Genomic DNA, 11,599 nt, shown 5'->3' with positions numbered 1-11,599 from the left:
TCCGGCAAAGCGGCGTCTCCGATCTGGATATCGAAGGCCCTCGCCCCGCTGATGACGAAAAGATCGAAGTGTTCTGCAACCAGGTTGCCGCTGCGGCCCTGATGCCGCGCGATCTGTTCCTCAAGGAGGCGTCGATCGCTGCAAAGGGTAATGGCCGGCACGAGTGGGACGATGCGACTGTGCAATCGCTATCGCTCACCTACGGGGTATCTCGCGAAGCGATCGTGCGTCGGCTGCTGACGCTCGGCCGAACGACGGACGCATTCTACAGGCGCAAGCGCGCTCAATATGCGGTCGAGTTTCAGCAACAGCGGCAACGCGAGCGGGAGAAAAATGAGGGCAAACCGATCCCGCGGAACATGCCACGCGAAACGGTGGCCGATTACGGCAAGCCTTTCGTGCGTCGGGTGATCGAGAATTATCACCTCGATCGGATCAGCCTCTCGGACGTGTCAGGATATTTAGGCGTGAAGGTTCGCCACGTTCCCGGCATTGAACAGCAACTAGGCTATCGCTGATGCCCGCTGCTGGCCCGCCGATCTACTGTATCGACACCAGCTCGCTAGTGCATGCGTGGCGGCGCGCCTATCCTCCGAAGCGGTTCAGCGGCCTCTGGAACGCCTTCGATCAACTCATTGACGATGGCCGCCTGGTCGCGACGATCGAGGTCTATCACGAGCTGAAAAAGAAGGATGATGAGATTTTCGAGTGGGCCAAGGTCCGCAAGGAATCCATGTTCCTCGAAATTGATGACGACGTGCAGGGCGAGGTCGTCCGCATCATGCAGACCTATCCGAAGCTGGTGGACACCGGCAAAGGAAAGTCAGGCGGTGATCCTTTCGTGATCGCCCAGGCATTGGCCGGCAATCCCCGCCTTGTGGTCGTGACGCAAGAGGCTGGCGGCACGGCCGATAAGCCTCGCATCCCGTTCGTTTGTGATCGGGAGGGCGTGCGCCACATCGATCTGCTGACGCTGATCGAGGAAGAGGATTGGAGCTTCTGATCGCAAGACGGAAACCGACAGGTCATCGGCGTCCGCTCCGCTCTACATGCTATGTTCGTATGCCATTACGCCAGAGTGCAGATTACCCGGCGTCCTGCTTCATAGGACACTGGTGACTGGTCCCGATCGGACTTCCATGTCCATGCGCGATCGGACGCTCACGTCCACACGGCAACCATTGAAAGTAGCGCACTTCCGACGGATATAGCGTCCATCGAGGAAACGCGAAATGACGAAAACGATCACGCCCATCACGCCGACCAAGGTCGTGCCGATCAAGCCCAAGGCTGACACGCGCAAGGCGTCGGAGAAGAAGTACGGCAAGCCGGTCATGGACCTGGGCTTTTGCATCGTGCCTTCGCTCCTGATGCAGGCGCAGGCCCGGCTGGGTATCAACCCGGTGCAGTTCAACATCATCATGCACCTGGCCGATATTTGGTGGGATGCGGCGCATCGTCCATGGCCCAAGAAGCAGCTCCTTGCTGAGCGCATGGGTATGAGCGAGCGTCAAATTCAGCGGCAGATTGCCGAGCTGGAAAGCGCCGGCCTGGTGCAGCGTGTCGAACGCACGCGCCCTGGCCGCGGCAAGACGAGCAACGAATACGATCTCTCGGGCCTGGTAAAGAAACTGCAGGCGCTTGAGCCGGAGTTCACCGAGATGAAGCAGGAGAACCAGAAGCGGCGCAAAAACGTCGCCCTGCCACAGCATCGCCGCAAGGCGTAGGTTCCAGGGGCGGGCCTCACCCGCTCCTGCGCCTCGTACATCGGGCAACAGCCCCGTCCATGTAGCAGCATGAACGGGGAGAGGTTTCCGAGGCTTGAACCGTCCGGGGCGGCTCGCGAGTGATCGCGGGCCGCCTTTTCTATGTAGCGGAGCAAGTGCTCGGCGTCATCCCTGCGCTAGGCAGCATTTCGCCATTGGCTTGGCGATCGCCGCGGCCGGAAGTTTACTACCTTCCGCACAGTGGCCCCTAGAGAGGGGCTTACGCCAGCCCGCTTGCCCCATACCTGGCCCTGGGGAGCATAGACCTTCTGCAGGTAGAAATGGTCGACGAAGCCCGGATCGGTGCCCTTCACGATGTATTTGGCGAGCTGCTTGTGCGTGTCCTCGCGCACGCCCTGCACAACGCAATCTGATGGGCCGCATTTGCCCTGCGCTTTCTCGATCCACCGGGGGAGCTTCGCCTCAAACTCGGCACGTAGGTCGTCGGGGACATGCAAGGCCCAATTGACGTGTGGGTGCGTGCCGCTCGGGTTCTCCATCGCGTAGATGTACATTGGAGGCACGATGCCGAGGCTTCGCTTCTTGGTCCGATAGTTGAGCCAATCGCGGTATTTGTGGCGGATCGCCTCGAAGATGGCTGCAGCTGATACCTTCATCGTCTCATGCAGGTTAATGACAATGTAGAGGTTGAGCGGCGACCCGATCTCGAGCGCATAATCGAATGCCCGGAAGACCGATTGTGTGACGCGCCGGTTGATGTGCTCGGATTGCCGGAGCGGCCTGCCTTCCTTCAACATTCTGGGCATGTCTTAGCCACCTATACCAAGATAGTGTGGTCGACCCTTAGCCCAAGCTGGCGAGCAGTGCTAGAACATTATGGCAACATCGGCCGATTATCAGCCGATAGCTGCTTTCGGGTCGATATGCGTTCTCGTGCTGCAGGTGTCGGCAACGCGATCGGCTTTGCCATAGATTTCAACCTGGCCGCCTTCGTTCCGCACTGTGCCGTTGACCATGCCGTGCACGATCGCCGTCGCGCCTGGCTTCACGATCAGGTCGCCTGTCACCATGCCGTGCAAGTAGAGCGTGCTACCAGCCTCAACGGTCGCCTCGACTGTAATCATCCCGTTCACGCGCATATTGCGATCGATAATGAAGGGGCCTTCGATCTTATCTCTTATGATTTGCAAGGCATCCTCCTACAGTAAATTCCCCTGCTCGGTCGCCTTTGGCTTGCCGGCATAGGGTGCGACGTTGATCTCCCCTGCCCGCGCTCGGGCCTGAGCGATGTCGTAGCGACATTGCATGTGAACCAGCTCCTCCATGCTTACCCCGAAAGCCTTCTCAAGCCGGATGGCCATTTCAGGCGAAAGGGCTGCATTTCCATTGAGGAGGTTTGAAAGGGTCGGTCTGGTCACGCCAAGCGCCTTTGCGGCCTCGCTCACAGTCAGCCCGCGGGGGTCAATAATGGCCGCACGAATATGTGCGCCTGGATGGACTAGATCACCATCATCGAGGGTAGTGCCTGGATCAGACATAGGATTTGCTTAGCAGGAAGTCGGTTCGGCGTAAAGTTACGCGCTACACTTACCCCCATTCCTTTGTTCGATTAGAACAAATTGGACCATTCCTTCGTCCCGACCTAGCTCCTGCGGATCGACGCGCACAGCGGCAGGCAAGTCCTGTAACCCCGAAGGGGCCGAGCTGGCAGGGAGCGAAGCGACCGAAGCGAGGGGACTTGCCAGAGCGAGCACGTTGATATGCTGGTGGCGTAGTCGGGAAAAGAAAGCATCGGCCTTCGGCCGATTCCATTTATGCCGCCTTCGGCGGCCCGCCGATTTCAGCGAAAGAGTCCGCGGCCTGGATTGACCAACCCGAAGCCATAAGGGCTTCCATCGCTTCAATATGGGTGCAACGCGAGAAAGGTGTATACACCTATACACGAATTTTCTCTATGTGTTATATAGTGTTAGAATCTGTGTTACGCCCGAAAAAACTAGCATTTCTCGTATTTATATCAAACGCTTAGAACGAACGCCGGTGGGTGATAACACGATAAACGGTGGGTGATAACACGATGATTGGTGGGTGATAACACGATGGGATGAGCCGTAGTTATCCACATGCTGGTGGGTGATAACACGAATGGATTTGCACCGGTGGGTGAAAGCACGATAGCCTCTCCTGGTGGGTGAAAACACGAATCAAGATGATCGCTCCCCTCTCCTGCCGGATCGCTATCCGCAGCAGGATTTTTTCGTCTGCGATATCTTCGATGCAGCTCCCAAGGGCGACATGGCTTCGATGGAGCACCCCATTTTCAGCGTCGCGACCAAACCCGATTTTAACAAGCGGGCTTATGAGCACGGCGATGCGATCTTGCGCGTGACGCCTTCCGGCAATGGGCTGGCTACAGTCCATGATCGTGATGTTCTGATCTACTGCATTAGCCAGATTATGGGCGCGCTCAATCAAGGCAAGAAGGTCAGCCAGGTTGTAAGGTTCAAGGCCTACGATCTCCTTGTTGCCACCAATCGTGGCACGGACGGCCGCGGCTATGAACAGCTCAAGGCAGCGTTCAAACGCCTGCAGGGCACACAGATAGAAACCAACATCACTACGGGCGGTGAAACACAGTGGGACGTGTTCAGCCTGGTCGATCGCGCCTCGATCATCCGCGAGAGTTTCGACGGCCGCATGATCGACGTGGAAGTGAAGCTCTCCGATTGGGTCTTTAATGCGATCAAGGCGAACGAAGTTCTGACGCTCAATCGCCGTTATTTCCGGCTTAGGAAGCCTCTCGAGCGGCGGCTGTATGAAATAGCCCGCAAACATTGCGGCTGGCCGGGTAAGCCGGTGACATTCGGCCTCGACACGATCCAAAAGAAGTGCGGATCGCAGTCGACTGCGAAGGAATTTAAGCGCCTCCTGAAAACGATCGCCGCTCAAGATGCTCAGCATAGCCATTTTCCTGACTACGCTTTGACGTTCGACGATGCCAAGGATCAGGTGACGTTCTCCCCTAGGCGTAAGGCCTTGGAGGCAGCGAATGATGCTGAGCGGCCACGGATTACCGACAGAGGCCGTGAAGGTGGCCGGCGCTTCGCCCCTGGATATGATATCTATGCGCTTGAAAGCGATTTCATGGCCTTCTGGCACGAAAGCGGCTGCAAGCCGCTCAAGAGTGCGGACGCGGCCTTCATCGGCTTCTGCAAGCAAAGAGCTAAGCGGAACCCGATGCGCTGATCTTCATGGGTGAAAGCACGATTGCTGGTGGGTGATAACACGATAAATGGTGTATACACTTATAACCCTATACACCCGCAAGGCGCGCTTTGCCCTTTTTCACGAAAAGGTCGTTAAGGGCTTCGGTTAGAAGGTTCTGCAGGGTTGTATCTTCCTCGGCCGCAATGATGCGGAGCTGCGTCGAATACTCCGGCGCGAAATGCCCTCCGATCAGCTTGGTCGACGCCCTGCTCGGCTTCGGTGCAGCCTTCGCCTTTCCGCTCCTGGTCGTCTCGCCGGCATTGGCGGCCGCTTTCACGGCGATAGCCTTGCGGGGCTTCGGCTGCGTAGGGGTTTCAGGCTCGGCGGCCGGGGCCGCCTTGGCCCGATCAAGCATTGCTTGCAGAGAGTTTCCGGCCATTCTTCACCTTCTCGTCTTTGTATAGGGCTATACGCGTATAGGTGTATAGCTTTTGAATTTCATCGGCTGCAGCGCCGTTGGGTTCAAATTCCTGCACGGCCTGGCCGGAACCTTGGGCGCGAAAAAAGGCCTTCCTGTTTCCGATCGTCACAGGACAGACAGCCGCGCCTAGCTCCTCGATCGCCGCGATAGCGTCGCGGGTTTCCTGGCCCTGGGGTGGGACAAAGGTCAGCACCACGGCAAATGGCTTCTTCTGCTCGCGTACCACATCGAGCGTATGCGTCATGCTCATGGTGTCGAACACGGCCGTCTTTGTCGGCACGATCACGAAATCCGAGTGCTTCGTCGCCTCGAAAGTCACGTCCCGCGCGACAGCCGCGCCGTCGATGATAACGAGGTCGGTGCCGGCGTCGGCACAGGCCTTAATCATCGCGCCAAGCCGGATTGGCTGAACCGAGATTACGGCCGGCGTTTCCTGGTTCCGAACGTCCTTCCAAAAGGAGGCCGTCGCCTGGGGATCGATATCGATGATGGCGACGCGCTCGCCGGCCTGTTCGGCGGCTACCGCGAGACAGGTGGCGAGGGTGGTCTTACCAACGCCGCCTTTCTGGGAAAGAACTGCTAATACCTTCATGGGAGTCCTATAGGTCTATAGGTGTATACACTTATAGACCTATAGGATCATGGATGCCGATTCAGGTCAAGCGGGAGAGGGACCGCCACGGCCGCGATCATTTGCCGCGGCGCGATCGGCGCTGCGGCCGATGCTGGCGTCCTTGTTAAAGGCGCGAAGTGCGTCGGTCATTTGCCCACGATCGCGCTCGCGATCGGCTTCGCGATCCTGCCGGCGATTGTCGGCTTGGCTCTCGGCCTCCTTGTGCCGCTCCTTCATGCTGGCGAGACGTTGATCGCGTTCCTGCACGATATCTTGGCGAGCGGCCGCATAGTCCGCTTTCACGGCCTCCTGCTGCATCTTGCGATCTGCTTTGTAGTTGCGGGCGAAATCCTGCCGCTCGCCCTTATGGACGCGGGAAAGGGCTTTCCGTGCCTCGTCGCGGCGTTTCTTCAACGTGCCGGTGAAATCCAGCATGACGGCGATCCGGCGAAAGACCTGGGATTCCTTCTTGGCGAGGTCGCGTCGTTCCTGCTGCTGGCGATCACGCAGTCGAGCGCGGGCAGGGGCATAGGCCTCGCGCGTGATCGCCGCGGCCGTTTTCTGCTCTGCCTTCTCCTGGTCGCGCAGCTCGCCAAAGCGGCCGCGATACTGGCCGATCAACCGCCGGCGCTCGAGCGTGCGTCGACGGCCGTCGACGGATAGCTCGCGCTCGAGCACCCGATCCTTGCCGCGCTGTTCCTTCTCCCATTTCGCCCAGGTGCGCGTCACCATGTCGGGCGATCGCACGTTGCGTTCGAGATTCATGTCGATGATCTCGGCATGACGCTCGAGCCTGGTGCGGCCCGCGTCGATCATTGGGTAATCGATCTCGCGGCCGCGGCCGTCCTTCTTCACCTTAGAAACCGGACGCTGCACATTGTTCTCGATGTGCTGCGCGCGTGGGCCGATATGGATCGTGGCCGTGCGCTCGATCCCTTGAGCCTCGAGCGTGCGGCGATCGATGCGGGCCTCATGGCCCGCCCGCTCAAGGTGGCTGTTGCAGACGGTTTCCCATCGTTCACGAACCCACTCGACAGCCTTCGGCTCGAGGCCAGCCTTCTCGCGGTCGCGGGAGCTGTCCGAAAGCCTAAGCACCCGCTTCTTGCTGTCGATATCGCGATCGCGCACGAACACGTGCGCGTGTGGGTTGTGCCGATCCTCGCCCGTCTGATGGATGCCGGCATACCAGGGCACGCGGCCTTGAGTGAGCTGGCCCATGAAGTCGCGGACCAACTCGGCGCGCTGATCGGGGTTCAGCTCCCGCGGAAGGGCGAGCCTGATCTTATCTCCGAGGCGTGCATTTTTGCGATCGTCGCCCTCCTGCCGGTCCATCCACTGGCGGGCCTCAAGTGGCTTTTCGGGCATGTGTTCACAAAGGATGACAGGCTCGGCCGTGGGGCGGCCGATGTAGGCGAGGTGCGCCCCTGCGGTCCCCCCGGCGTGGGTGGACTTGCCGATCGAAGCGATGTTGCAACTGTAAATCGCCACAGCAGCGGGGGCCTCCAAACCGATCGCGAACTCAACACAAAAGCACGTGTTCTCATCCGCAATCGGTTGGCGCGCGCGCACGCTTCTCGACTGCGCTCACCTCGGAGATTTTGCGATCTGGCGGCTGGCCGGCCGGTCCTGATCGCGCCACCTCCGGGTGGCACCGGGACCGCTGACACGGCCCCGGCTATGGGGGTCCAGGGGGTTTCAACCCGCCTGGTCGGGAGGGTGTGGGACGCCGAGACGGCCCACTCGGGCAACGCCCGACGCACACGGGTTGCAAAGCAACCCAAAAGTGCGCCCTCCTCTTTTCATAATATCACCACAGCCCCCAAGCTGGCAACTTTGGCACAACGCCTCAGCCGCCTTCTCTATCCAGGGCGGGACACCGATAGGTGTGGGACCAATAAGCAGGCCGAACGCCTTGCACCGTAAACTGAGAGCTGTGCGACGATGTTCTTCAGCCGGTAGCGATCAGCATGCCGGACGGGAATCGAACCCGTATCACCCAGTTGCGAGACGTGGTGCTCTGTCCATTGAGCTACCGGCACATCGTCAGCAGGCACAGCTCGAAGGCGGTCAAGGCCGGCCTTCCACCAGGGCGGGCTACCGTGTTATGATCACAATACAGTTGCGAACGTGGGGCGGGGTGGCCGATTGGTCGCCCCGTTGTCGTTTGCGGGATGGGCGATAGGATCGCTGCTGTGTCTCTGACGAACGACTTTCCGCGCGGCCATGATGCTGCCCCGGAGAAGTCGGCCAAGCTCGCAACGGCGGCCTGGTCGACCGATGCGCCCCTATGGTGTGAGGGAATGATCTGGCTTGGTCGGCGTGATGATGGCGCAGCGATCGGGAACGACGACAATCGCCACATGCTGACGATCGCCGGCTCTCGGGCTGGCAAGGGCACCTCGGCGATCGTTCCGAACCTCTGCCTCTGGCCTGGGAGCTGCGTCGTTATCGACCCTAAGGGCGAAAACGCGGGCCTGACAGCCGAGACGCGATCGAAGCGGGCAGGGCATGCCGTCGTTGTGCTCGATCCTTTCGGCGAGGCCGATGTGCCCGCGGCTCTGCGAACCCGTTTCAACCCGCTCGAGCTGATCGACGTCGCGGCCGATGATGCGATCGACGTCGTTGCGGCGATCGGCGACGCTCTCACGGTTGGGAGCGATTCCGGCAATGACGTTCATTGGACGGAATCGGCGCGCCAGACCATCGAGGCGGTGATCCTTCACGTCGCGGCGAACCGCTACGAGAAGGATCGCTCCCTAGTTCGCGTTCGGCAGCTCCTGACGCTCGGCGATGTAGAGGCGGCCGAACGGTTCACGGAAATGGGTCGCGATCGCGCGTCAATCGAGGCTCATGCCAAAGCGATCGCTAAGGGCAAGTCGGAAACCGACGCCGATGCGGAAGCAGCGATCGCGGCGGCCGAGGTGAAAGACGTTTCCCCCTTTGCCGCGCTCTGGTCTGTCATGGCGAACAACACGGCCGAGAATGAAGCGGTACGCGACGTAATCGCCGGGGCCGCCAACTCGATACGGGAAATGGGTGACAACGAGCGGGGAAGCATCCTCTCGACCGCTCGGCGCAATACGAAGTTTCTGGATTCTCCCCGCATGCGCGCCTGCGTGTCGGGGAAGGGCCTCAATATCGATCGCTTGAAAACCGACGCGGCCGGGCTGTCGCTCTATGTCTGCCTTCCCGCCCGCTTCCTTCCGACGCATGCCCGGTTCCTACGCCTGGTCCTCAACCTGACGCTCTACCGGATGGAAGCTCTTGGCCTCGCGCCGTCCACAGGTCGGCCGGTCCTTTTCATCCTGGACGAATTTGCCGCACTCGGCCGCCTCGAGGTGATCGAAAAGGCGGCCGGATTGATGGCGGGTTATGGCGTGAAGCTGTGGCCGATCCTGCAGGATCTCGGCCAGATTAAGCGGCACTACAAGGAAAGTTGGGAGACATTCGTCGGCAACGCCGGCGTGCTCCAATTTTTCGGTAATACCGACCTGACGACACTCGAATGGGTGTCGAAGCGTATGGGGCAAATTGAGGTCGGCCGGGAGACGATCGGCCGATCGATGGCGACGACAACAGGCCGCACGAAAAGCCAAGGTCAGACAGTCAGTGAGGGCTGGTCGCTATCGTCGGGAACGGCAGAAGGCCGATCGGCGATGGCTGATCTGCAGCGCATTGCGACGCGTGACGGTGGGGCGAGCCTGGGTGCCTATATCGCCCGCGTCGGCGCGAGCGAGGTATCGCACTCACAAAACTTTTCTAAGCAGGACGGCATAACGGGCGGCACGAGCACGCAACGGGGTGACGGTAGCTCATCGGGCACGAGCGAGACGGAAAGCTCGAGCGAAGCGATCCACCTGGCCGCGCTCATGTCGCTCGATGAAATCGCCCGCTTCTTTGATCGCGATACGGGCCTGCAGATCATCTTTAGAGGCGGCAAGGCGCCCGTCGCATTGCGACGGACGCCCTACATGAACGACGATCAGTTTACTGGCCGATACCGCTCGACGGGAGAGCAGGCGCGCCGTTCGTAGCCAAGTCAGAGTTAGCGACGAGCTGCGCGGGATCAGGCACCTCGGCCATGAGCGCGTTGATACGCTGTCCCACCTCGCCAGTGCGCGTATTCTCAAGGTCTGACTTAATCTTCTCGCGTGCCTGGTCGGCAGCGGCGCAAGCACCATCGCCAGCACCAAGAGCGCAAAAAATGTCGCCATAGGTGGCGATGATCTGATTGCCTGCCGACGCGCCCGCCACGGCCTGGGTCTTGGCGGCCTGGAGCTGCGCCTCCATACCAAGCCCTGCCTGGGCGATCATGTTGGCGCGCTGATAGAGCGCCTGATACGCCCCCACGATCCGCTGCTGGTCGGCCTGTAGCCGCGCTATCTTCTCTTGCAGGGCATATTCCGCCTTGGCCGCGCCATTGCGCTCGGCCTCGGCAAGCTTCTCACGGTACTCTGCCTCGGTCATCTGTACGCCGTCAGGCGCAACGCCCATCTTTCCGTTGAAGACACCCGTCTCGAACTTGGCCTCGGCATAAGCGAGCAGCTCGAACGGCCCTTTTCCTGGGGCTGCGACAGACTGCCAAAAAATCAGAAAAGCGGCGAGGGCTAGGCCTCCACCTGCCAGCATGCCCATAAGCCGGCGAAGCTGCCGGCCCATCGAAATTTGAGCGACACCGCCCCCACCATAGCCGCCTTGCATGGGAACAGGACCGCGCCCTTGTTGGGGCATAGGCCGCACGTTCTCGAACTCGGGCATTTCAGGGAGAGGGGGAGCCTCGCGAAGATTCGTCGCCATTGCATAAGCCTTTCGGTTCGGGGCGACATGCCGTCGCCCCAGGGATGGGGTTGTCGGTCATTTCTTGCTCCGTCCGATCGGCCCGCAGAGCGGATCGATCTCTCTGCCGATGGCAACGCCTCGGCTCCATGGCGGTATGGTGAGCGCCAATATCAAACAGCGGTCTGGTGGGCGCTGTGCATGGAAAGATGATGCTTAATCGATCGATTGTGAAGATGGATTCTCACTCCACGCCTCGACCTTCGTGTCGAGGGGAGTGAACCGTATCGTGCGGATTAGACGCACGACATCGTTCCAGAATTTTGCGTAAAGCGTGCCCTTCGCCGCCATCGCGTAAAGCCGTGCCTCATACATAACATCGAGGGCGCTCTTGATCTGTTGTCGCAGCTCGGCGACCATCTCCTCGGGCTTTGCATCTTCCACGACTTCGACAAGCGTGCCGCTCGTCAGATAAGGCGGCGCGTGAAGGTAGCAGATGACGTAATATTCAGCCACCTCGAGCGGTATGCCGCACACCTCAACCATGAACCGGATGAGATTGCACCACGGCTCGAGCTTGATGGTTTCGCCGTCCTGCTCGGCAAAAACGATGTAGTGGCTATAAGCTTCGCGATCCTTGACCGCCTGGGCCTCTACCGCGTCGGGATGATGGCTGCGGCCAAGCATGGCCGCCCATCGAGCATAGGCAAGGTCTGCTTCCTCAAGCGCCTCGGCACTGACATTGCGCCGTTCCTCCGGCATCTTGTGAAACCAATCCATGCGCTTTCCCTGCCC

The 11,599-nt window shown here is 60.1% G+C and carries 13 protein-coding genes and 1 tRNA gene; 5 read left to right on the top strand and 9 right to left on the bottom strand.

The genetic code is table 11. From position 1 onward, the window contains the following. The 3 genes from ABC419_RS16790 to ABC419_RS16780 all read left to right on the top strand — a co-directional run. Positions 1-518 (top strand): ImmA/IrrE family metallo-endopeptidase (locus tag ABC419_RS16790; protein WP_412878797.1); only part of this gene is annotated, 518 nt, incomplete at its 5' end. Then, positions 518-1,003 (top strand): DUF4411 family protein, encoded by a 486-nt coding sequence (locus ABC419_RS16785; RefSeq protein WP_345880521.1) that lies wholly within the window; start codon positions 518-520, stop codon positions 1,001-1,003. The genes ABC419_RS16790 and ABC419_RS16785, both read left to right, overlap by 1 nt. A 229-nt stretch (positions 1,004-1,232) precedes the next feature. Beyond that, positions 1,233-1,727, top strand: a complete 495-nt coding sequence (locus ABC419_RS16780; protein WP_345880523.1) for a helix-turn-helix domain-containing protein — start codon at positions 1,233-1,235, stop codon at positions 1,725-1,727. 176 nt (positions 1,728-1,903) lie between these two features. On the opposite strand, the gene ABC419_RS16775 is transcribed toward ABC419_RS16780, so the two are convergent. The 3 genes from ABC419_RS16775 to ABC419_RS16765 form a co-directional block, all read right to left on the bottom strand. Then, a complete protein-coding gene (locus ABC419_RS16775) occupies positions 1,904-2,524 on the bottom strand; it encodes a hypothetical protein (protein ID WP_412878028.1) in 621 nt (206 codons plus the stop codon). A gap of 99 nt (positions 2,525-2,623) precedes the next feature. Further along, positions 2,624-2,917: a polymer-forming cytoskeletal protein gene (locus tag ABC419_RS16770; protein ID WP_412878027.1), complete on the bottom strand. Its 294-nt coding sequence runs from the start codon at positions 2,915-2,917 to the stop codon at positions 2,624-2,626. Between the two features lie 9 nt (positions 2,918-2,926). Then, positions 2,927-3,265: a HigA family addiction module antitoxin gene (locus tag ABC419_RS16765; protein WP_412878026.1), complete on the bottom strand. Its 339-nt coding sequence runs from the start codon at positions 3,263-3,265 to the stop codon at positions 2,927-2,929. A gap of 649 nt (positions 3,266-3,914) precedes the next feature. On the opposite strand from ABC419_RS16765, the gene ABC419_RS16760 reads away from it, so the two are divergent. After that, positions 3,915-4,973 (top strand): replication initiator protein A, encoded by a 1,059-nt coding sequence (locus ABC419_RS16760; protein ID WP_412878039.1) that lies wholly within the window; start codon positions 3,915-3,917, stop codon positions 4,971-4,973. Positions 4,974-5,040: 67 nt separating this feature from the next. On the opposite strand, the gene ABC419_RS16755 is transcribed toward ABC419_RS16760, so the two are convergent. The 4 genes from ABC419_RS16755 to ABC419_RS16740 all read right to left on the bottom strand — a co-directional run bounded on the left by ABC419_RS16755 (position 5,041) and on the right by ABC419_RS16740 (position 8,067). Beyond that, on the bottom strand, positions 5,041-5,373 hold the full coding sequence (locus ABC419_RS16755) for a ribbon-helix-helix domain-containing protein (RefSeq protein ID WP_412878038.1): 333 nt from the start codon (positions 5,371-5,373) through the stop codon (positions 5,041-5,043). Then, a complete protein-coding gene (locus ABC419_RS16750) occupies positions 5,342-6,007 on the bottom strand; it encodes a nucleotide-binding protein (protein WP_395488474.1) in 666 nt (221 codons plus the stop codon). The genes ABC419_RS16755 and ABC419_RS16750 overlap by 32 nt, the downstream gene beginning before the upstream one ends. Positions 6,008-6,073: 66 nt before the next feature. Next, positions 6,074-7,516 carry a MobA/MobL family protein gene (locus ABC419_RS16745; protein WP_412878037.1) on the bottom strand — a complete coding sequence of 481 codons (1,443 nt, stop codon included), beginning with the start codon at positions 7,514-7,516 and terminating at the stop codon, positions 6,074-6,076. A 478-nt stretch (positions 7,517-7,994) separates the two neighbouring features. Further along, positions 7,995-8,067: transfer RNA gene (locus tag ABC419_RS16740), tRNA-OTHER, on the bottom strand. 153 nt (positions 8,068-8,220) lie between these two features. On the opposite strand from ABC419_RS16740, the gene ABC419_RS16735 reads away from it, so the two are divergent. Next, positions 8,221-10,062 (top strand): type IV secretory system conjugative DNA transfer family protein, encoded by a 1,842-nt coding sequence (locus ABC419_RS16735; RefSeq protein ID WP_412878036.1) that lies wholly within the window; start codon positions 8,221-8,223, stop codon positions 10,060-10,062. On the opposite strand, the gene ABC419_RS16730 is transcribed toward ABC419_RS16735, so the two are convergent. Together ABC419_RS16730 and ABC419_RS16725 are read right to left on the bottom strand one after the other, a co-directional pair. Beyond that, positions 10,016-10,825 (bottom strand): hypothetical protein, encoded by an 810-nt coding sequence (locus ABC419_RS16730; protein ID WP_412878035.1) that lies wholly within the window; start codon positions 10,823-10,825, stop codon positions 10,016-10,018. The two genes, ABC419_RS16735 and ABC419_RS16730, sit on opposite strands and share 47 nt — an antisense overlap. Before the next feature lie 195 nt (positions 10,826-11,020). Next, the gene (locus ABC419_RS16725) at positions 11,021-11,584 is read right to left on the bottom strand and encodes a protein kinase family protein (protein WP_412878034.1); all 564 of its coding nucleotides are present in this window, start codon (positions 11,582-11,584) and stop codon (positions 11,021-11,023) included. Positions 11,585-11,599: the final 15 nt, after the last annotated feature.

The sequence above is a fragment of the Brevundimonas phoenicis genome (assembly GCF_047237745.1).
Classification (GTDB): domain Bacteria; phylum Pseudomonadota; class Alphaproteobacteria; order Caulobacterales; family Caulobacteraceae; genus Brevundimonas.
The sequence above is the reverse complement of the archived record's forward strand: the minus strand, read 5'-3'. Positions and strand labels throughout refer to the sequence as shown.

Coding starts and splice junctions, on each gene's coding strand:
- ABC419_RS16750 (WP_395488474.1), bottom strand. CDS start 6,007: ATGAAGGTATTAGCAGTTCTTTCCCAGAAAGGCGGCGTTGGTAAGACC.
- ABC419_RS16785 (WP_345880521.1), top strand. CDS start 518: ATGCCCGCTGCTGGCCCGCCGATCTACTGTATCGACACCAGCTCGCTA.
- ABC419_RS16725 (WP_412878034.1), bottom strand. CDS start 11,584: ATGGATTGGTTTCACAAGATGCCGGAGGAACGGCGCAATGTCAGTGCC.
- ABC419_RS16780 (WP_345880523.1), top strand. CDS start 1,233: ATGACGAAAACGATCACGCCCATCACGCCGACCAAGGTCGTGCCGATC.
- ABC419_RS16775 (WP_412878028.1), bottom strand. CDS start 2,524: ATGTTGAAGGAAGGCAGGCCGCTCCGGCAATCCGAGCACATCAACCGG.
- ABC419_RS16730 (WP_412878035.1), bottom strand. CDS start 10,825: ATGGCGACGAATCTTCGCGAGGCTCCCCCTCTCCCTGAAATGCCCGAG.
- ABC419_RS16755 (WP_412878038.1), bottom strand. CDS start 5,373: ATGGCCGGAAACTCTCTGCAAGCAATGCTTGATCGGGCCAAGGCGGCC.
- ABC419_RS16765 (WP_412878026.1), bottom strand. CDS start 3,265: ATGTCTGATCCAGGCACTACCCTCGATGATGGTGATCTAGTCCATCCA.